The sequence below is a fragment of the Enterobacter sp. Acro-832 genome (assembly GCF_011752745.1).
Classification (GTDB): Bacteria; Pseudomonadota; Gammaproteobacteria; order Enterobacterales; family Enterobacteriaceae; genus Enterobacter; species Enterobacter quasiroggenkampii.
This window is the reverse complement of sequence record NZ_VWWX01000005.1, coordinates 110,597-129,688: the sequence shown is the minus strand read 5'-3', so window position 1 is coordinate 129,688 and position 19,092 is coordinate 110,597. Positions and strand designations below refer to the sequence as shown.

General features: G+C 56.1%; 21 protein-coding genes. 8 read left to right on the top strand and 13 right to left on the bottom strand.

Translation table 11 applies throughout. The features are described 5' to 3' along the window. Window positions 1-24: 24 nt before the first annotated feature. Entirely contained in the window at window positions 25-516 is a 492-nt protein-coding gene (locus tag F3J31_RS17810; RefSeq protein ID WP_167214466.1) for a YajQ family cyclic di-GMP-binding protein, read from the bottom strand. 121 nt (window positions 517-637) lie between these two features. Here F3J31_RS17810 and panE point away from each other — a divergent pair, with 121 nt between their 5' ends. Together panE and yajL are read left to right on the top strand one after the other, a co-directional pair. After that, window positions 638-1,549 carry a 2-dehydropantoate 2-reductase gene (panE, locus tag F3J31_RS17805; protein WP_023616113.1) on the top strand — a complete coding sequence of 304 codons (912 nt, stop codon included), beginning with the start codon at window positions 638-640 and terminating at the stop codon, window positions 1,547-1,549. After that, window positions 1,512-2,105: a protein deglycase YajL gene (gene yajL, locus F3J31_RS17800; protein ID WP_111967292.1), complete on the top strand. Its 594-nt coding sequence runs from the start codon at window positions 1,512-1,514 to the stop codon at window positions 2,103-2,105. Before panE ends, yajL begins: the two co-directional genes overlap by 38 nt. Before the next feature lie 120 nt (window positions 2,106-2,225). On the opposite strand, the gene thiI is transcribed toward yajL, so the two are convergent. After that, window positions 2,226-3,674 (bottom strand): tRNA uracil 4-sulfurtransferase ThiI, encoded by a 1,449-nt coding sequence (thiI, locus tag F3J31_RS17795; RefSeq protein WP_048030084.1) that lies wholly within the window; start codon window positions 3,672-3,674, stop codon window positions 2,226-2,228. Window positions 3,675-3,865: 191 nt separating this feature from the next. On the opposite strand from thiI, the gene xseB reads away from it, so the two are divergent. From xseB to F3J31_RS17775, 4 genes are all read left to right on the top strand, one after another. Beyond that, window positions 3,866-4,108: an exodeoxyribonuclease VII small subunit gene (gene xseB / locus F3J31_RS17790; RefSeq protein ID WP_045909783.1), complete on the top strand. Its 243-nt coding sequence runs from the start codon at window positions 3,866-3,868 to the stop codon at window positions 4,106-4,108. Further along, a complete protein-coding gene (gene ispA / locus F3J31_RS17785) occupies window positions 4,109-5,008 on the top strand; it encodes a (2E,6E)-farnesyl diphosphate synthase (protein ID WP_045909784.1) in 900 nt (299 codons plus the stop codon). Between the two features lie 24 nt (window positions 5,009-5,032). Continuing rightward, complete coding sequence (gene dxs / locus F3J31_RS17780) at window positions 5,033-6,895, top strand: 1-deoxy-D-xylulose-5-phosphate synthase (protein WP_167214464.1); 1,863 nt, start codon at window positions 5,033-5,035, stop codon at window positions 6,893-6,895. A 61-nt stretch (window positions 6,896-6,956) separates the two neighbouring features. After that, window positions 6,957-7,931, top strand: coding sequence for an aldo/keto reductase (locus F3J31_RS17775; RefSeq protein WP_045909786.1), 975 nt, complete (start codon window positions 6,957-6,959; stop codon window positions 7,929-7,931). 62 nt (window positions 7,932-7,993) lie between these two features. Here the strand turns inward: F3J31_RS17775 and thiL are convergent, their stop codons facing one another. The 5 genes from thiL to nrdR form a co-directional block, all read right to left on the bottom strand. Beyond that, on the bottom strand, window positions 7,994-8,965 hold the full coding sequence (gene thiL, locus F3J31_RS17770) for a thiamine-phosphate kinase (protein ID WP_048030082.1): 972 nt from the start codon (window positions 8,963-8,965) through the stop codon (window positions 7,994-7,996). Between the two features lie 77 nt (window positions 8,966-9,042). Continuing rightward, window positions 9,043-9,462 (bottom strand): transcription antitermination factor NusB, encoded by a 420-nt coding sequence (gene nusB / locus F3J31_RS17765; protein WP_006809908.1) that lies wholly within the window; start codon window positions 9,460-9,462, stop codon window positions 9,043-9,045. Window positions 9,463-9,483: 21 nt separating this feature from the next. Further along, entirely contained in the window at window positions 9,484-9,954 is a 471-nt protein-coding gene (ribE, locus tag F3J31_RS17760; RefSeq protein WP_006176874.1) for a 6,7-dimethyl-8-ribityllumazine synthase, read from the bottom strand. Window positions 9,955-10,041: 87 nt separating this feature from the next. After that, window positions 10,042-11,145 (bottom strand): bifunctional diaminohydroxyphosphoribosylaminopyrimidine deaminase/5-amino-6-(5-phosphoribosylamino)uracil reductase RibD, encoded by a 1,104-nt coding sequence (gene ribD, locus F3J31_RS17755; protein WP_045909788.1) that lies wholly within the window; start codon window positions 11,143-11,145, stop codon window positions 10,042-10,044. Window positions 11,146-11,149: 4 nt separating this feature from the next. Continuing rightward, window positions 11,150-11,599 carry a transcriptional regulator NrdR gene (gene nrdR, locus F3J31_RS17750; RefSeq protein ID WP_008503337.1) on the bottom strand — a complete coding sequence of 150 codons (450 nt, stop codon included), beginning with the start codon at window positions 11,597-11,599 and terminating at the stop codon, window positions 11,150-11,152. 152 nt (window positions 11,600-11,751) lie between these two features. Between nrdR and F3J31_RS17745 the strand changes: the two genes are divergently transcribed. Beyond that, window positions 11,752-12,291: a DUF3251 domain-containing protein gene (locus F3J31_RS17745; protein WP_045909789.1), complete on the top strand. Its 540-nt coding sequence runs from the start codon at window positions 11,752-11,754 to the stop codon at window positions 12,289-12,291. Window positions 12,292-12,561: 270 nt separating this feature from the next. Next, window positions 12,562-13,425: a nucleoside-specific channel-forming protein Tsx gene (locus F3J31_RS17740; RefSeq protein ID WP_045909874.1), complete on the top strand. Its 864-nt coding sequence runs from the start codon at window positions 12,562-12,564 to the stop codon at window positions 13,423-13,425. A gap of 88 nt (window positions 13,426-13,513) precedes the next feature. Here the strand turns inward: F3J31_RS17740 and F3J31_RS17735 are convergent, their stop codons facing one another. The 6 genes from F3J31_RS17735 to tgt form a co-directional block, all read right to left on the bottom strand. Beyond that, on the bottom strand, window positions 13,514-14,194 hold the full coding sequence (locus F3J31_RS17735; RefSeq protein WP_032646151.1) for a YafY family protein: 681 nt from the start codon (window positions 14,192-14,194) through the stop codon (window positions 13,514-13,516). 14 nt (window positions 14,195-14,208) lie between these two features. Beyond that, window positions 14,209-14,574: a VOC family protein gene (locus tag F3J31_RS17730; protein WP_008503341.1), complete on the bottom strand. Its 366-nt coding sequence runs from the start codon at window positions 14,572-14,574 to the stop codon at window positions 14,209-14,211. Window positions 14,575-14,716: 142 nt separating this feature from the next. Beyond that, window positions 14,717-15,688, bottom strand: a complete 972-nt coding sequence (secF, locus tag F3J31_RS17725; protein ID WP_048225871.1) for a protein translocase subunit SecF — start codon at window positions 15,686-15,688, stop codon at window positions 14,717-14,719. 10 nt (window positions 15,689-15,698) lie between these two features. After that, window positions 15,699-17,546, bottom strand: a complete 1,848-nt coding sequence (gene secD, locus F3J31_RS17720; RefSeq protein ID WP_072052285.1) for a protein translocase subunit SecD — start codon at window positions 17,544-17,546, stop codon at window positions 15,699-15,701. A gap of 27 nt (window positions 17,547-17,573) precedes the next feature. Beyond that, window positions 17,574-17,906, bottom strand: a complete 333-nt coding sequence (gene yajC, locus F3J31_RS17715; RefSeq protein ID WP_003859109.1) for a preprotein translocase subunit YajC — start codon at window positions 17,904-17,906, stop codon at window positions 17,574-17,576. A 22-nt stretch (window positions 17,907-17,928) separates the two neighbouring features. Beyond that, window positions 17,929-19,056 carry a tRNA guanosine(34) transglycosylase Tgt gene (gene tgt, locus F3J31_RS17710; RefSeq protein WP_003859110.1) on the bottom strand — a complete coding sequence of 376 codons (1,128 nt, stop codon included), beginning with the start codon at window positions 19,054-19,056 and terminating at the stop codon, window positions 17,929-17,931. Window positions 19,057-19,092: the final 36 nt, after the last annotated feature.

Genomic DNA, 19,092 nt, shown 5'->3' with positions numbered 1-19,092 from the left:
CCCGGTTAAACCGGGCTTTTTATATTAATCGCGGAAGTTTTTAAACTGGAATGGCTGCCCCAGTTCGCCGCCGCGCACCAGCGCCATCACCGACTGGAGGTCATCGCGGGACTTACCGGTCACGCGAATCTCTTCGCCCTGGATCTGCGCCTGCACCTTCAGCTTGCTGTCTTTGATGAGCTTCACAATCTTCTTTTGCACCGCGCTCTCGATGCCCTGCTTCAGCTTGGCTTCCACAAACCAGTTCTTACCGCTGTGAACAAACTCGTCCGGCACATCCAGAGACGTCCCTTCGATGCCGCGCTTTAACAGCTTGGCGCGCAGAATGTCGAGCAGCTGATTTACCTGGAAATCAGACTCGCTCAGCACCTTAATGGTCTTATTTGCGTCGTTCAGCTCAAACGACGCCTCAACGCCACGAAAATCGAAACGTGACTCAACTTCGCGGGTTGCGTTCTCAACGCCGTTGCGAACTTCCTGGATATCAACTTCGGAAACAATATCGAAAGATGGCATCTTTTCTTCTCCCTTCACTTTTGTTGCGTTGCATAATACCCGCTACGAGGCATAACTCAACAGAAGCTTAGCTGTATAATTAAGCTGTAACACCTGGCGCAGTTGCAGGTGAGGAGGAACAATGAAAATTACAGTGCTCGGATGTGGAGCCCTTGGTCAGCTATGGCTGACCGCGCTGTGCAAGCACGGACATGAGGTTCAGGGCTGGCTGCGCGTGCCCCAGCCCTATTGCAGTGTAAACCTGATTGGTGAAGACGGAAGCATCTTTAACGAATCCCTCACCGCGAACGATCCTGATTTCCTGGCGCAAAGCGACCTTTTACTGGTGACGCTCAAAGCGTGGCAGGTTTCAGACGCGGTCAAGACACTGGCCGCCCAGCTCCCCCCCACTTCGCCCATACTGCTGCTGCATAACGGCATGGGGACCCTTGACGAGCTGAAAAGCGTTCCGCAGCCCCTGCTGATGGCGACAACCACGCACGCTGCCCGTCGCGACGGCAACATCATCGTGCATGTCGCGAGCGGGGTGACCCACATCGGGCCTGCCAGAACGCAGGATGGGGACTACAGCTATCTTGCCGATGTGTTGCAGAAGGTGCTGCCAGACGTGGCCTGGCATAACCATATTCGTCCACAACTCTGGCGCAAGCTGGCCGTCAACTGCGTGATCAATCCGCTGACGGCGCTGTGGAACTGTCCGAACGGAGAGCTGAAAAATCATCCTCAGGAGGTTGCACTGCTCTGTGCAGAAGTCGCGGCGGTCGTTGAGCGGGAAGGGCTGCATACCTCGGCAGACGATTTGCGCTGCTACGTCGAGCAGGTTATTGAGAGTACGGCTGAGAACATCTCCTCGATGCTGCAGGATGTTCGGGCATTACGCCACACGGAGATCGACTACATCACCGGCTATTTGCTCAAACGCGCCCGCGCGCACGGCATCGCGGTGCCGGAAAACGCCCGTCTGTATGACCTGGTTAAACGTAAGGAGAGTGAATATGAGCGCGTCGGCACTGATCTGCCTCGCCCCTGGTAGCGAAGAGACAGAAGCGGTCACCACCATCGATCTGATGGTGCGTGGCGGCATTAACGTGACAACTGCCAGCGTCGCCAGCGACGGCAGCCTGGCGATTACCTGCTCGCGCGGCGTGAAGCTGCTCGCCGATGCCCCGCTCGTGCAGGTGGCCGACGGGGATTACGACATCATCGTCCTGCCCGGTGGCCTGAAGGGCGCGGAGTATTTTCGCGACAGCCCGCTGCTGGTTGAGACCGTGCGTCAGTTTCATTTATCCGGGCGCATTGTCGCGGCAATCTGCGCCGCCGCCGGCACGGTGTTGGTTCCCCATGACATCTTCCCCATCGGCAATATGACCGGCTTCCCGGGGCTGAAAGACACTATTCCGGAAGATCAGTGGGTGGACAAACGCGTCGTCTGGGATCCGCGCGTCAACCTGCTGACCAGCCAGGGCCCGGGCACCGCGATTGATTTTGGCTTAAAGATTATCGACCTGCTGGTCGGGCGCGAGAAGGCGTACGAAGTGGCGTCATCGCTGGTGATGCCGGCGGGGATTTATAATTACTATGAAGAGTAGTGCATAAAAAAAGCCGGGTGGCGCGAGGTAAAAGCAAAACGGCAACCAAAGGTTGCCGTTTTTAATGTTTGCGCCCTCTCCCTGTGGGAGAGGGTCGGGGTGAGGGCATCAGGCCGCACGCTACGGACGATACACCTTCACATTCGCAAAGCCCTGCTCGCGCAGATACAGCGCCTGCAGGCGACTCATCACCCCACGCTCACACCACAGCAGGTACGTTTTGCTCTGGTCGAGGTCGCCAAACTTCGTGCTCAGCTTATAGAACGGCAGAGAAACCACCTCCACGCCATCCACCTGCAGCGGTTTGTCATCCTGCTCGTCAATGGAGCGGATATCCAGAATCGCGTCGTTCGCGCCGAAACCGCTCACGGTCTCCACTTCAACCACGTCCTGCTCGGTCTGCTGGGCAATTTCGCGAATATCAATGTTGGACGCTTCTTCCACCACTTTATCCAGAATGCTGAAATCGAAGTTCTCTTCTTCCGCTTCGATCTTCGCCTTCACCGCTTTCACCGTTGGGCTTTTTGAGATCACGCCGCAGTATTCCGGCATGGTGCGGGCAAAATCTTCGGTGCCGATTTCACGCGCCAGATCGATGATGTGTTCTTTATCGTGAGAGATCAGCGGACGCAGGATCAGCGTATCAGACACGTTGTCGATCAGGCGCAGGTTGGTCAGCGTCTGGCTGGAGACCTGGCCCAGCGCTTCGCCGGTGACCAGCGCCTGCACGCCGTAGCGTTCAGCCACTTTGGACGCCGCACGCACCATCATGCGCTTCAGGATGACGCCCATCTGGCCGTCGTCCACTTTCTCCAGAATCTCGCCGACCACCGGTTCGAAATTAATTGCCACGAAACGCACGCGGTGGGAGCTGCCGAAGCGGTTCCACAGGTAATGTGCCACCTGACGAACGCCGATCTCGTGCGCCGCGCCGCCCAGGTTGAAGAAGCAGTAGTGTACGCGGCAGCCGCGGCGCATCAGCATATAGCTGGAGACGCCGGAGTCAAAGCCGCCGGAGATCAGGGACAGGACGTCTTCCTGGGTGCCGATCGGGAAGCCGCCGATGCCTTCATAGCGGCCTTTCACCAGCAGCAGTCGATCGTTTTCGATCTCCAGATTAACGGTTACGTCCGGGTTGGTCAGGCGCACGCGCGCAGACTCGACGTGCTGGTTCAGACCGCCGCCGACGTAACGCTCCACTTCAATGGAGCTGAACTCGTGCTTGCCGCGACGCTTCACGCGCACGCAGAAGGTTTTGCCTTCGATCTGGTCGCGGTACTGGACCAGCGCTTTCTCGAAGATGTCGTGCATATCGCTGAACGGGACATCTTCCACTTCCAGGATATGGTGGATACCTGGAATACGGGTCAGGGCGTCGCGAATATCCTGACGTTTGTTTTCGTCTTTGGCACGGACCTCAACGTGGTCCCAGTGGCGCACCACGGCGAGGGTTTCGTCGTAGTGCTTTAATACGTTACGAATGTTCCCGGTGAGAATTTTAATAAAGCGCAAACGCACAGATTGGCTTTTGATGGTGATTTCAGGGAACAATTTAATGATAAACTTCATGGCGGCAATGTTTCTTAGGCAAGCCTGTTAAGGCTTGTAATGGAAAAGAGTACAGCAGCCCACACCCGTGGCTGCATCCAGGCGCGCAAGTATACCACCATCGCGCCGCTCCTGTGCACATTGCGCGTTATTTGCTTATCCGCCCGAGTCCGTTACCATGTCGGGGCGAAGAATATAAGAGTCAATTCACTATGCCGAAGAAGAACGACGCACCGGCCAGTTTCGAAACTGCGCTGAGTGAACTGGAGCAAATTGTTACCCGCCTCGAGAGCGGCGATCTCCCGCTGGAAGAGGCGCTCAACGAATTCGAGCGCGGCGTCCAGCTGGCGCGCCAGGGTCAGGTTAAGCTGCAACAGGCCGAACAGCGCGTGCAGATCCTGCTGTCCGACAGCGAAGAGGCGAAAACCACGCCTTTCACACCGGACGCCGAGTAAATGGATTTTGCCAACGAGCTTCAGGCGCGTGTCGTGCGCGCCAACGACGCCCTGCGCCGTTTTATTGCGCCACAGCCTTTTCAGAACACTCCACTGGTTGAAGCCATGCACTATGGCGCACTCTTGGGTGGAAAGCGCCTGCGCCCGTTCCTGGTGTACGCCACAGGCAACATGTTTGGCATCAGTGATAACACGCTGGACGCCCCAGCAGCCGCCGTTGAGTGCATCCATGCCTACTCGCTGATCCACGACGATCTCCCGGCCATGGACGACGACGACTTGCGTCGGGGTCAACCCACCTGCCATATCAAGTTTGGCGAAGCGAATGCCATTCTGGCGGGTGATGCCCTGCAGACGCTGGCGTTCTCGATTCTGAGCGACGCGCCGATGGCCGAAGTGGCTGACCGTGACCGGCTGGCAATGATTTCCGAACTGGCCATGGCCAGCGGCGTGGCGGGCATGTGCGGCGGACAGGCCCTGGATCTTGAAGCCGAAGGACGTCAGGTTAATCTGGAACAGCTGGAGCGTATTCATCGCCATAAAACCGGGGCATTGATTCGTTCAGCCGTTCGTCTTGGCGCACTGAGCGCGGGTGAGCAAGGGCGCAAAGCCCTGCCGATTCTGGACAGATACGCAGAAAGTATCGGTCTGGCATTCCAGGTTCAGGATGACATTCTGGATGTGGTGGGCGATACTGCAACATTGGGTAAACGTCAGGGTGCGGACCAGCAGCTTGGCAAAAGTACCTACCCCGCCCTGCTGGGTCTTGAGCAAGCCCAACGTAAAGCCCGGGATCTGATTGACGATGCCCGCCAGTCGCTGAATCAGCTGGCCGCGCAATCGCTGGATACCTCGGCACTGGAAGCGCTAGCGGACTATATAATCCAGCGTGATAAATAAACTATATATCTCGATGAGCCTTTGATGAGTTTTGATATTGCCAAATACCCGACACTGGCGTTAGTTGACTCCACCCAGGAGTTACGTCTGTTGCCGAAAGAGAGCCTGCCGAAGCTGTGCGACGAACTGCGTCGCTACTTGCTCGACAGCGTAAGCCGCTCCAGCGGCCATTTCGCCTCCGGGCTTGGCACGGTAGAGCTGACCGTGGCGCTGCACTACGTCTATAACACGCCGTTCGATCAGCTGATCTGGGACGTGGGTCACCAGGCTTATCCGCACAAAATTCTGACCGGACGTCGCGATAAAATTGGCACCATTCGTCAGAAAGACGGTCTGCACCCGTTCCCGTGGCGCGGTGAGAGCGAGTACGACGTATTGAGCGTCGGGCACTCCTCCACCTCTATTTCTGCAGGCATCGGGATTGCCGTTGCTGCCGAAAAAGAGAATAAGCAGCGCCGCACCGTCTGCGTGATTGGCGACGGCGCCATCACTGCTGGTATGGCCTTTGAGGCCATGAACCATGCGGGCGACATCAAGCCGGACATGCTGGTTGTGCTTAACGATAACGAAATGTCGATTTCCGAAAACGTTGGCGCGCTGAACAACCATCTGGCGCAGCTGCTCTCCGGCAAGCTTTACTCCTCGCTGCGTGAAGGCGGCAAGAAAGTCTTCTCCGGCGTACCGCCGATCAAAGAGCTGCTCAAGCGTACCGAAGAGCACATCAAAGGCATGGTCGTGCCGGGCACCCTGTTTGAAGAGCTGGGCTTTAACTATATCGGCCCGGTTGACGGCCATGACGTGCTGGGACTGGTAACCACGCTCAAGAACATGCGTGACCTGAAAGGCCCGCAGTTCCTGCACATCATGACCAAAAAAGGGCGTGGCTACGAACCGGCGGAAAAAGATCCGATTACCTTCCACGCGGTACCGAAATTTGACCCGTCCAGCGGCTGTCTGCCGAAAAGCAGCGGCGGCATGCCGAGCTATTCAAAAATCTTCGGCGACTGGCTGTGCGAAACCGCCGCAAAAGACAATAAGCTGATGGCGATCACCCCGGCCATGCGCGAAGGCTCCGGCATGGTGGAGTTCTCCAGAAAATACCCTGACCAGTATTTCGACGTGGCCATTGCCGAGCAGCACGCGGTGACGTTTGCCGCGGGCCTGGCCATCGGCGGCTATAAACCGGTTGTCGCTATCTATTCCACCTTCCTGCAGCGCGCCTACGATCAGGTGATCCACGACGTGGCGATCCAGAAGCTGCCGGTGCTGTTTGCTATCGATCGTGCGGGCATTGTCGGTGCCGACGGCCAGACGCACCAGGGCGCGTTTGACCTGTCGTTCCTGCGCTGCATTCCGGATATGGTGATCATGACGCCAAGCGACGAGAACGAATGTCGTCAGATGCTGTTTACCGGCTACCACTATCAGGATGGCCCTAGCGCGGTTCGCTACCCGCGCGGCAATGCGGTGGGCGTTGAGCTGCAGCCGCTGGAGAAGCTGGCGATCGGTAAAGGCCTGGTCAAACGTCGCGGTGAAAAAGTGGCGATTCTGAACTTCGGCACGCTGATGCCAGAGGCGGCGAAAGTGGCTGAAACGCTGAACGCCACCCTGGTCGATATGCGCTTTGTGAAACCGCTCGACGAATCCCTGATCCTGAGTATGGCTGAGGCGCATGACGTGCTGGTCACGCTGGAAGAGAACGCGATTATGGGCGGTGCGGGCAGCGGCGTGAACGAGGTGCTGATGGCAAACCGTAAAGTCGTTCCGGTGCTGAACCTCGGTTTGCCGGACCATTTCATCCCGCAAGGTACCCAGGACGAAGCCCGCGCGGCGATTGGTCTGGACGCTGCCGGTATCGAAGCAAAAATCCGCGCCTGGCTGGACTGAACCCTCCCCTTTTCCGCTCCTGCTATGCTTAAACGTATTGTTTAAACAGCAGGAGCGGACCGTGCAATACACAACATTAGGAAAAACAGACCTTAAGGTATCCCGGCTTTGTCTGGGATGCATGACCTTTGGCGAACCCGATCGGGGAAACCACGCCTGGACGCTGCCGGAAGAGAGCAGCCGTCCGATTATCAAACGCGCCATCGAGGGCGGCATTAACTTCTTTGACACCGCCAACAGCTATTCCGACGGCAGCAGCGAGGAGATTGTCGGCCGCGCCCTGCGTGATTTTGCCCGTCGGGAAGACATCGTGGTTGCCACCAAGGTGTACTATCCGGTGGGCGACCTGGCTCAGGGCCTTTCTCGCGCGCAGATCCTGCGTTCCATTGATGATAGCCTCAGGCGTCTGAACATGGATTACGTCGACCTGCTGCAAATTCACCGCTGGGATTACAACACGCCCATTGAGGAGACGCTGGAAGCACTCAACGATGTCGTCAAAGCCGGTAAAGCGCGCTATATCGGGGCGTCGTCTATGCATGCCTCGCAGTTTGCTCAGGCGCTGGATCTGCAGGCGCAGCACGGCTGGGCGCGCTTCGTCACTATGCAGGACCACTACAATCTGATCTACCGTGAAGAAGAACGTGAGATGCTGCCGCTGTGCCATCAGGAGGGCGTGGCGGTGATCCCGTGGAGCCCGCTCGCGCGCGGCCGCCTGACCCGTCCGTGGGGAGAAACCACGGCCCGTCTGGTCTCGGATGAAGTGGGAAAAAATCTCTACGAAGGAACAGAGGCCAGCGATGCCCTGATCGCTGAACGCTTAGCCGGAATTGCCGACGATACCGGCGCAACCCGCGCCCAGGTAGCGCTGGCGTGGCTGCTGGGTAAACGCGGCGTCGCGGCGCCGATTATCGGTACATCCCGGGAAGAGCAGCTTGATGAACTGCTGAATGCAGTGGATATCACGCTGACGCCGGAGCAGGTTGCCGAGCTGGAGACGCCGTATCAGCAGCATCCGGTGGTGGGGTTTAAGTAACCCCCATCTTTTGTAGGCCGGGTAAGGCGGAACCGCCCCCCGGCAATACAGAGCGCACAAACTCACGCGAAGTGATCGTACCCTTTCCAGTCCAGCGTAACCGGCTCACCGTCTTTCACAAACTTCAGCCCTTCACTCTCCGGCATGATCTGCCCAATACAGGTGAATTTCGCGCCGAGGTGCGCTAATGCCACGTCGAGCGTTCCGCGGTTCAGCTCCGGAACGGTAAAGCACAGCTCATAATCTTCGCCACCGGACAGCGCCCAGCGCAGCGCCTGCTCAGGTTCGACATGACGAAGCAGTTCCTCTGACAGCGGGAACAGATCCAGGTCAACGCGCGCGCCGACACCGCTGGCCTTCAGAATATGGCCGAGGTCGGAGATCAGCCCGTCAGAGAGATCGATAGCCGAGCTTGCCCGCTCGCGCAGCGCCTGACCGTGCAGAATACGCGGCGTCGGGCGCAGATGGCGTTTCACCAGATACGCCGCATCGTCGGCATCCTTCACAGTTAAGCGATCCTGGAGGATTGCCAGCCCTGCCGCGCTGTCGCCCGGCGTACCGGTCACATAGATCCAGTCGCCGGGTTTTGCGCCTGAGCGCTTCAGCGCGCGGCCGAGCGGCACATACCCGTGGATCGCCAGCGTCATCGACAGCGGTCCGGCAGTGGTATCACCGCCAATCAGTTGCATATCGTAGTAGTTAAGCTGCTCAAACAGCGCATCGCTAAAGGCTTCAAGCCAGGCTTCGTCTACCTCAGGCAGCGTCAGCGCCAGGGTTAACCACGCGGGATCGGCCCCCATCGCCGCCAGATCGCTGACGTTAACTGCCAGCGCCTTATAGGCCAGATCGGCAGGATCGATATCCGGTAAAAAATGACGTCCGCACACTAAGGTATCGGTGCTGATTGCCAGCGTCTGTTTTTCGGGAATATTGAGAAGTGCACAGTCATCGCCGATGCCGGTTTCAACATCAAGACGAGAGGTTCTGACACGGTCGAAATAACGGGCAATCAGGGAAAATTCGCCGCATGCCATACGTTATGCCTCAGCAAATAAAAGAAAAAACCGGAGCCGCACTGCCCGTCAGGCAATGCAGAACTCCGGTTTGCGGATCACTTTTTGTGGGGACGGATCGCAGGTGCTGCTTTATCAAGTACGCCGTTTACAAACTTGTGGCTGTCTTCAGCACCGAAGGTTTTCGCCAGTTCGATCGCTTCGTTAATGGCCACTTTGTACGGCACATCATCACGTTTAGACAGCTCAAACAGCGCGATACGCAACACTGCTTTTTCTACCTGACCCAGCTCTTCGAGCAGACGGGACAGGTAAGGTTTCATCAGACCATCGAGATACGCGCTATTAGTCGCCACTCCCGACAGCAGTTCACGGAAGTACAGAACGTCAACGTCTTTCACGTCCTGTTCTGACAGGAACTGGTATTCAACATCAGCGATGTCGTTCTGGGACAACTGCCAGGAGTAAAGTGCCTGGACGGCACATTCACGGGCGCGGCGACGAGCAGCAGGTTTCACGGAATTCCCCTTACAAAAAAATCAGGCCTTGATGGCTTTCAATACATTGATCATTTCAAGTGCGGTCAGTGCAGCTTCTGCACCTTTGTTACCGGCTTTGGTGCCAGCACGTTCGATGGCTTGTTCAATACTTTCGGTAGTCAGCACGCCGAACGCAACAGGAATTTCAGCATCCTGCGCCACGTGTGCCAGACCATTGCTTGCACCGCCCGCAACGTATTCGAAGTGCGCAGTGCCGCCACGAATTACGGTACCCAGCGCAATCACCGCGTCGTATTTACCGGTTTTCGCCAGCGCGCCCGCCGCCAGTGGCAGTTCGTAAGCGCCTGGAACCCAAACAACGGTAATGTTGTCATCTTTAACCTGGCCGATACGTTTCAGGGCGTCAATGGCACCTTCCAGCAGGCTGTCGTTGATGAAGTTGTTGAAACGCGCAATGGTGATGGCGACGCGAGCGTCCGGGGTAGCTACAGCAGCTTCAATAATGTTCATACTCTTCCTTTACGGGTTCATTTGGCCCCGCAGGGGGGCGGATTTTATCATAATACTTTGCGCACTGCTTCCCTATTTCGGGAGCAATTACGCTGTCGTTAAGTGGAGGCAGACATCCGGACCTACCGGACGAATCTCGCTGAATTTGAGTTGTGGTGCGTCGGCCAGTTTTTCAAGGCCGGGCAGCACAAACAGGCCACGCGCGTCGTGACCTAACAGTTTAGGCGCAACGTAAACAAGCAGTTCATCCACCAGTCCGGCCTGTAAGAGCGCACCGGCGAGCGTTGGCCCCGCTTCCACCCAGATACTGTTCACCTGTTGCTTGCCGAGCAGCATCATCAGCACCACGAGATCCAGATGGCCGTTATGCTCCGGCACCATGATGCTGCGCACGCCTTCCGGCCATGTGCGCGTATCGTCCTTCGTGCGGGCAATCCAGGTTTCACCCGGCTGCTGGACGATGCGGTGCTCCGGCGTCACGCGGTTCTGACTATCAATGATAATACGCAGCGGCTGACGCAGGTTCTCCTGCGGGTACAGAGCCTGAGTATCGGCATTCAGCTCGTCCCAGCGCACGGTCATGGCCGGATCGTCAGCCAGAACGGTTTCACTGCTGGTGAGAATAGCATGGCTTTGCGCGCGCAGACGTTGCACATCGCGCCTTGCCTGTGGCGAGGTGATCCACTGACTCTCGCCGTTTGCCATCGCCGTACGACCGTCCAGCGAGGCGCCCAGCTTAAGCTGGATATACGGGAACCCGGTACGCATGCGCTTCAGGAAACCTTTGTTGAGCGCTTCCGCGTCCTGCATCATCAGGCCATGGCTGACGTCAATGCCTTCCTGCTGCAGGCGATACAGACCACGTCCGGCCACCTGCGGATTCGGATCCTGCATCGATGCGACCACGCGCGAAACCCCCGCGGCAATCAACGCGTCGCAGCACGGCGGCGTACGCCCATGATGGCTGCAGGGCTCCAGCGTAACGTAGGCTGTAGCGCCGCGCGCCTTCTCGCCGGCCATGCGCAGCGCATGAACCTCAGCATGCGGTTCGCCTGCGCGATAGTGAAAGCCCTCCCCCACGATCTCGCCATCTTTAACGATAACGCACCCGACATTCGGGTTGGGATGGGTCGTAAAACGACCGCGCTGCGCCAGCTTCATGGCTCGTGCCATGTACATCTCATCGTGCATGAGCTTAATCCTGTAAGCGGGCGATCTCTTCGCCAAACTCTTTGATATCTTCGAAGCTGCGGTAGACCGAGGCGAAGCGGATATAGGCGACCTTATCGAGCTTTTTCAGCTGCTCCATCACCAGGTTACCGATCATTTTGCTCGGCACTTCACGCTCACCCAAACCACGAAGGTAAGATTTTATGTGGTTTAACGCCATCTCCACGTCGTCCGCGCTGACAGGACGTTTTTCAAGGGCCTTCAGCATTCCGCTGCGCAGTTTCTCTTCGTTAAACGGCTCACGCACGTCGTTACTTTTTACCACGCGCGGCATGACCAGCTCTGCCACCTCAAAGGTCGTAAAACGCTCGTTGCACACCAGACACTGCCGACGACGGCGTACGGATGACCCTTCGCCCACCAGGCGAGAGTCGATGACTTTGGTATCCACAGCGGAGCAGAATGGGCAATGCATACGGTATCCCTGTTATCTGGTTAACTGATTTTCATTTTACCCTGATCTGGCCTGACAACAAAGGAAGAGCTTTTTGAGACAAAGGATCTATGTCTGACACAATGATGCTGGCTACCATTAGGACGATCCGTTATTTCAAGGAAATAAACGCAATGACAAGACGTTACCTGAAAATATTGCTGGTGGGGAGCCTCTTCACCCTTAGCGCCTGTGCACAGCAAACCGAAGTCCGCCAGTTGAAACAGAGCGTCAATACGCTCAATACGGCGATGGACAAGCTGAACAAAGAAACGGTGAAAATCACCCAGCAAAACGCGCTGAATGCCAAATCCAGCAGCGGGGTTTATCTGCTGCCGGGCGCGAATACGCCTGCGCGGCTCAATAGTCAGATCGGCACGCTAAAAATGTCTCTGGTGAATGTGGCGGCGAATGCAGATGGTACTCGCGCAACATTACGTATCCAGGGAGAGTCCAACGATCCGCTTCCGGCCTTCAGCGGCACCGTCGAGTGGGGCCAGATCCAGGGCACCACGGAGAATTACCAGGAGGTGAACGTGAAGAATCAGCTCTTCACCGCCCCGGCCAGTGTTTTAGCACCAAGCGATGTGGATATTCCGCTTCAGTTAAGCGGCCTTACGCCGGAACAGTTAGGCTTTATCCGCATTCACGACATTCAACCCGCCGCGCACTAATCCCCTCCTTTTTAGCGGAGTGAAATGTCACTCCGCTAACATTTACATTTCGTATGGATTGGCAACATAAATGATTGCCGCTACAATCCCGGCCGTTTAAAGTACGCAAACGTGAACGCAATCGATTACGCGTGTGAGAGATATGTGAAACAACACATATTTTTGTGAGCAGGGATTCCTATAATAGGCACCGCAGAAACACGAAATATTTAGAAACGCAATTCGCGCATTTTTCACTCCCGGAAGGGAATTTCAATCAGTGGCATGATTATGAAAAAAACATTACTCGCAGCTGGCGCCGTGCTGGCACTGTCCTCTTCTTTCACTGTTAACGCAGCGGAAAACGACAAACCACAATACCTCTCCGACTGGTGGCACCAGAGCGTTAACGTGGTGGGCAGCTACCACACGCGCTTTTCTCCGAAGCTGAACAACGACGTTTATCTGGAATACGAAGCGTTTGCTAAAAAAGACTGGTTTGATTTCTACGGCTACATCGATATTCCTAAGACCTTTGACTGGGGTAACGGTAACGACAAAGGTATCTGGTCCGACGGTTCCCCGATGTTCATGGAAATTGAACCGCGTTTCTCTATTGATAAACTGACGGGTACCGACCTGAGCTTTGGTCCGTTCAAAGAATGGTATTTCGCCAACAACTACATCTACGATATGGGTGATAACAAAGGCAGCCGTCAGAGCACCTGGTACATGGGTCTGGGTACAGACATCGACACAGGTCTGCCAATGGGGCTGTCTCTGAACGTGTATGCTAAATACCAGTGGCAGAACTATGGAGCTTCAAACGAAAATGAGTGGGATGGCTACCGTTTCAAAGTAAAATACTTTGTGCCAATCACTCAGGTTTGGGGTGGCCAGCTGACCTATATCGGCTTCACCAACTTCGACTGGGGCTCAGATCTGGGTGATGACAAGAACCGTACCAGCAACTCTATCGCGTCCAGCCACGTTCTGGCCCTGAACTATGATCACTGGCACTACTCTGTCGTCGCGCGTTATTTCCATAACGGCGGCCAGTGGAAAGGTGGGGATACCTTGAACTGGGGTGATGGTGACTTTACGTCTAAATCAACCGGTTGGGGTGGTTACCTGGTTGTCGGTTACAACTTCTAATCAGTGCGGGTTTCGCCCGGTGGCGCTACGCTTACCGGGCCTACGACCCAAATGTAGGCCGGGTAAGGCGTAGCCGCCACCCGGCTTTTTACTGCCTCACCTTCCGCAAAAAATCCGCCAAAGACCTGTCCGCACTCTCGCTAAACCGCCTTTCCGTAGTCACAATATTGAGGCATCTGTCGAGCCGGAAACAGCGATAGTCATCGCGCCGTTCACACCACGCGGCCAGCAGCCAGCGCTCTCCCCAGAAGAACAGCCCCAGCGGCTGAACCTCACGATTAGACAGCTGTCCTGCTTCATCACGGTAATGCAATGCCAGCACCTGCTGGGCGGAAATTGCCTGATGAATCCTGTCAAAGTCGCTGCGGGAGTGGCTTTGCATGCAAAAATCCGGGGCGTAGATCCGCGTCTGCTCCGCCTTTCGACGACTTTCCTCGGGCAGAATCGCCAGCACCTTTTCCTGAGCCGACTCCAGCTCGCGCGACAGCGATTCCCCACCCCAGGTTTTGAGCAGGCGAATCGCGACGATCAGCGCCTCAGACTCCTTATTTGTCAGCATCAGCGGCGGCAGGTCAAAGCCCGACATGAGGCGATATCCGCTCCCCGCTTCACCTTCCACCGGCACGCCGGAAAGCGACAGGTCGCGGATATCGCGATAGACCGTGCGCTCGGACACGCCAAGCCGGTCCGCCAGATGCGCTGCCGTTGTCAGACGCCTGCCCCGCAGGATCTGCACAATCTGAAACAAACGGTCAGCGCGTCGGGTCATATCTTTGTCCGCTCTCAGGCAGGTTGATGGAGCCCGACGCGGTTACCCTCGCTGTCGGTAAACAAGGCGATAGTGCCAATGCCATGCGGCAGTTCCAGCGGACCAAACACGCACTCGCCGCCCGCAGAGGCGATGCGATCGAGCGTGGCCGCCAGATTGTCAGTATGCAGGTAAATAATAGCGCCCTGCAAAGACGGTGTAACGCCGTCAAATTTTGCCAGTGCGCCTCCGGTGGCGGGATCCTCATGCGGGAAAACGGCCAGCTCCGCGCAGTCCATTTTCTCGCGACGCAGCGCAAGCTGCATCACCGGCTCATAAAATTTGATGGCGCGATCCATATCCGAGACCGGAATTTCAAACCAGTTAATGACGCTTTTCATACATCCTCCTGCCTGTTGTTTGGGTTCAGAAGGAGTCTACGCCAGGGCTCCTGACAGCATACTGTCAGGAGTGTTTGTCAGAAGGAGATAAAAAAAATCCCGGTCAACCGACCGGGATTTCGATAACGCGCTAAACGTCGCCTTACGGCAGAATGGACGGCTGATCCGCCCCTTCTTTCTCGACTTTCTGCTGGAGCAGGTGCTCGCGCTTCATGCCGAGTTTCAGTGCCAGGGCAGACGCGACGTAGATAGACGACGCCGTACCGATGGTGACACCAATCAACATGGTCAGCGAGAAGCCTTCCAGTACTGGACCACCGAAGAGGAACAGCATCAGGATCACCATCAGGGTAGTACCGGAGGTGATCAAGGTACGGTGCAGCGTCTGGGTCAACGACACGTTAAAGATTTCGTACGGCGTACCGCGACGGATCTTACGGAAGTTTTCACGAATACGGTCAGATACCACGATACTGTCGTTCAGTGAGTAACCGATAACGGACATCAGGGATGCCACAATCGTCAGGTCAATCTCAATGTGGAACAGAGACAGTATGCCCATGGTGATCACCACGTCGTGCGCCAGGGCGATCACCACACCGGCCGCCAGTCGCCATTCAAAGCGGAAACCGACGTACACCAGGATGGAAATCAGCGCCACCAGCAGCGCCATCGCGCCGGTCTGCGCCAGGTCAGCACCCACGCTTGGGCCGACGAACTCAATACGCTTAACCGCTGCGTTCTGGCTGGTTGTTTCGTTAATCACGCTAACAACCTTACTGCCCAGCTCCTGGCTGCCGTTGGCATCGTGCACCGGCGGCATACGCACCATGATGTCGCGGCTGCTGCCGAAGTTCTGCAGCAGCGGCTCTTCAAAGCCCGCTTTCTGCAGCGATTCGCGCATCTGGTCCATATCGACCGGTTTTTCCAGGGAGATCTCGATGACCGTACCACCGGTGAAATCGAGACCCCAGTTAAAGCCTTTCACGCCCATAATGATGATGGACAGAATCAGCAGGAAACCTGAAATGCCGAAGGCCCAGTAGTCCCAGCGCATAAAGTCCCAGACTTTACGGCCGTGGTTCAATTGTTCAACAGTATATTCCTGTGCCACAACGCACTCCTCAGATAGACAGCTTTTTGACGCGCTTGCCGCCGTACAGCAGGTTCACGATGGCACGGGTGCCGACAATAGCGGTAAACATTGACGTTGCGACACCGATACCGGTTGTAATCGCAAAGCCTTTGATCGCGCCAGTACCCACTGCATACAGGATAAGAACCTTAATCAGTGTTGTTACGTTCGCATCGAAGATAGAGCTGAACGCGCCTTTATAACCTTCATCAATCGCCTGCTGAACAGAGCGACCGTTGCTCAACTCTTCTTTGATACGTTCGTTAATCAGTACGTTGGCGTCGACCGCCACCGCAAGGGTCAGAACGATACCCGCAATACCCGGCATGGTCAGCGTCGCCCCCGGCAGCAGGGACATAATGCCGATAATCAGCACCAGGTTCGCGATCAGCGCGGAGGTCGCAATCAGACCAAACTTCTTATAGAAGAAGATCATGAAGAGGATAGAGACCACCAGACCGGCCAGACACGCTTCCAGGCCCTGCTGGATGTTTTGCATCCCCAGCGTTGGACCAATGGTACGTTCTTCAACAATCTGAATTGGCGCAATCAGCGCACCGGCACGCAGCAGCAGAGAGAGCTGACGCGCTTCGTTCGGGTTGCTAATACCGGTAATACGGAAGCTGTTACCCAGACGAGACTGGATGTTGGCGATGTTAATCACCTCTTCCTCTTTCACCAGCACCGCACGACCATTCGCATCTTTCTTACCGCTGTCTTTGTACTCCACGAACAGGGTTGCCATCGGCTTGCCGATGTTGTCCTTGGTGAAGTTAGACATGATGTTACCACCCGCGCTATCGAGCGAGATGTTAACCTGCGGCTGGTTGTATTCGTCCTGGCTCGAGGTGGAGTCGGTGATATGGTCACCGGTCAGAATCACGCGTTTGTACAGCACAACAGGCTGACCTTCGCGAGTCTGTTTCACTTCGGAATCACCCGGAATACGGCCTGCTGCGGCAGCGGACTGATCGACATTGGAATTGACCAGACGGAATTCCAGCGTGGCGGTCGCCCCCAGAATCTCTTTCGCACGCGCGGTATCCTGGATACCCGGCAGTTCAACCACGATACGGTCAGCACCCTGGCGCTGCACCAGCGGCTCAGCCACACCCAGCTGGTTTACACGGTTACGCAGAATGTTGATGTTCTGCTGAACGGCATATTCACGCGCTTCTTTCAGACGCGCATCGGTCATCACCGCGCGCAGCTGGTTGCTGCCCTGCGAGGAGATCACCAGGTCACGGTGACGTTGGGTCAGGTAATCTACAGCCTGATCGCGCGCCGCGCTGTCGCGGAACGTGATGCTCATGCCGTAGTTATCTTCTTTACGCACGGTGGTGTAAGCGATGCCTTTATCACGCAGATCGCTGCGCAGGCTGTCGATATTCTGTTCCTGCAGCTTGCCGAGCGCGGTATCCATATCCACTTCCATCAGGAAGTGAACGCCGCCACGCAGGTCAAGACCGAGTTTCATTGGCTCTGCATTCATCGCAGCCAGCCAACGCGGGGTTGCAGGGGCAAGGTTAAGCGCCACGACGTATTTATCACCCAGCACGCCCATCAGCGCTTCACGGGCGCGGAGCTGCGTGTCGGTGGTGTCGAAGCGAGCAAGAATTGCACCCTCTTCCAGAGCCACAGACTTAGCGGTAATTTTTTCTTCTTGTAACGTTTTCTGGACCTGGATCAGCGTTTGCTCACTGGCGGCGACACCGCGCGCGCCAGTGATTTGAACAGCCGGATCCTCACCATACAGGTTGGGAAGCGCGTACAGCAGGCCGACGAGAATCACGACGACCAGCATGATGTACTTCCACAAAGGATAACGGTTTAACACGGCAGTTCCCTTTGGGAAAAGTTGGGATTACAGCGCCTTCATGGTGCCTTTCGGCAGAACGGCAGCTACGAAGTCACGTTTGATGACCACTTCAGTGGTGTCGTTCAGGGCGATAGCAATGTAGCCGTTTTCAGCCACTTTGGTTACGCGACCGACCAGACCACCGTTAGTCAGCACTTCATCGCCTTTCGCAATGGAGTTCATCAGGTTTTTGTGCTCTTTGGTGCGCTTCTGCTGTGGACGCAGGATCATGAAGTAGAAGATCAGACCGAACACAACCAGCATCAGAATCAGAGACATCGGGCTGCCCTGCGCTGGAGCACCTGTTGCCGCTACCGCATCAGAAATAAAAAAGCTCATTCAAATTCCCTCATTATTAAAATTAATCAACGTTCAACGGTGGAACATCCCGCCCCTGACGTTGGTAGAAATCGGTCACGAAGCTCTCTAATTTACCCTCTTCGATAGCCTTACGTAAACCAGCCATTAAGCGCTGATAATAACGAAGATTATGAATGGTATTGAGACGCGCGCCCAAAATCTCATTGCAACGATCGAGATGATGCAGGTACGCGCGAGAATAATTGCGACAGGTATAGCAATCGCACTCGGAATCGAGCGGGCTGGTGTCACTCTTATGCTTCGCGTTACGGATTTTCACCACGCCATCGGTAACGAACAAATGGCCGTTACGCGCGTTGCGGGTTGGCATGACGCAGTCGAACATATCAATGCCGCGGCGTACGCCTTCAACCAGATCTTCCGGTTTACCCACGCCCATCAGGTATCGTGGTTTATCCGCCGGGATTTGCGGGCAGACATGTTCCAGAATACGGTGCATGTCTTCCTTCGGCTCACCCACAGCCAAACCGCCGACAGCGTAGCCATCAAAACCTATCTCTACCAGACCTTTAACCGAGATATCGCGTAAATCTTCGTAAACGCTGCCCTGGATAATGCCGAACAGCGCATTTTTGTTCTGTAGGGAGTCAAAACGGTCACGGCTACGCTTCGCCCAGCGCAGAGACATTTCCATAGAACGCTTGGCGTAGTCCCAGTCGGCCGGATACGGCGTGCATTCGTCGAAGATCATCACGATGTCAGAGCCGAGATCGTACTGAATCTCCATTGATTTTTCGGGATCGAGGAAAATCGGATCGCCGTTGATCGGGTTACGGAAGTGAACGCCCTGCTCGGTGATCTTGCGGATATCGCCCAGGCTGAAGACCTGGAAGCCGCCGGAGTCGGTCAGAATGGGGCCTTTCCACTGCATGAAGTCGTGCAGGTCGCCGTGGAGCTTCATGATCTCCTGACCCGGACGCAGCCAGAGGTGGAAGGTGTTGCCGAGGATAATCTGCGCGCCAGTGGCTTCAACTTCTTCCGGCGTCATCCCTTTTACGGTACCGTACGTGCCCACAGGCATAAACGCGGGGGTTTCCACCACGCCGCGATCAAACACCAGGCGACCGCGACGCGCGCGACCGTCGGTGGTATCGAGTTCAAATTTCATTTTTTCTCCGACGTCAGAAAAACAGTCCAACGTTGT

Bases quoted from the DNA above. Each gene is read 5' to 3' on its own strand.
- F3J31_RS17810 (WP_167214466.1), bottom strand. From the start codon at position 516: ATGCCATCTTTCGATATTGTTTCCGAAGTTGATATCCAGGAAGTTCGC.
- panE (WP_023616113.1), top strand. From the start codon at position 638: ATGAAAATTACAGTGCTCGGATGTGGAGCCCTTGGTCAGCTATGGCTG.
- yajL (WP_111967292.1), top strand. From the start codon at position 1,512: ATGAGCGCGTCGGCACTGATCTGCCTCGCCCCTGGTAGCGAAGAGACA.
- thiI (WP_048030084.1), bottom strand. From the start codon at position 3,674: ATGAAGTTTATCATTAAATTGTTCCCTGAAATCACCATCAAAAGCCAA.
- xseB (WP_045909783.1), top strand. From the start codon at position 3,866: ATGCCGAAGAAGAACGACGCACCGGCCAGTTTCGAAACTGCGCTGAGT.
- ispA (WP_045909784.1), top strand. From the start codon at position 4,109: ATGGATTTTGCCAACGAGCTTCAGGCGCGTGTCGTGCGCGCCAACGAC.
- dxs (WP_167214464.1), top strand. From the start codon at position 5,033: ATGAGTTTTGATATTGCCAAATACCCGACACTGGCGTTAGTTGACTCC.
- thiL (WP_048030082.1), bottom strand. From the start codon at position 8,965: ATGGCATGCGGCGAATTTTCCCTGATTGCCCGTTATTTCGACCGTGTC.
- ribE (WP_006176874.1), bottom strand. From the start codon at position 9,954: ATGAACATTATTGAAGCTGCTGTAGCTACCCCGGACGCTCGCGTCGCC.
- ribD (WP_045909788.1), bottom strand. From the start codon at position 11,145: ATGCACGATGAGATGTACATGGCACGAGCCATGAAGCTGGCGCAGCGC.
- nrdR (WP_008503337.1), bottom strand. From the start codon at position 11,599: ATGCATTGCCCATTCTGCTCCGCTGTGGATACCAAAGTCATCGACTCT.
- F3J31_RS17745 (WP_045909789.1), top strand. From the start codon at position 11,752: ATGACAAGACGTTACCTGAAAATATTGCTGGTGGGGAGCCTCTTCACC.
- F3J31_RS17740 (WP_045909874.1), top strand. From the start codon at position 12,562: ATGAAAAAAACATTACTCGCAGCTGGCGCCGTGCTGGCACTGTCCTCT.
- F3J31_RS17735 (WP_032646151.1), bottom strand. From the start codon at position 14,194: ATGACCCGACGCGCTGACCGTTTGTTTCAGATTGTGCAGATCCTGCGG.
- F3J31_RS17730 (WP_008503341.1), bottom strand. From the start codon at position 14,574: ATGAAAAGCGTCATTAACTGGTTTGAAATTCCGGTCTCGGATATGGAT.
- yajC (WP_003859109.1), bottom strand. From the start codon at position 17,906: ATGAGCTTTTTTATTTCTGATGCGGTAGCGGCAACAGGTGCTCCAGCG.
- tgt (WP_003859110.1), bottom strand. From the start codon at position 19,056: ATGAAATTTGAACTCGATACCACCGACGGTCGCGCGCGTCGCGGTCGC.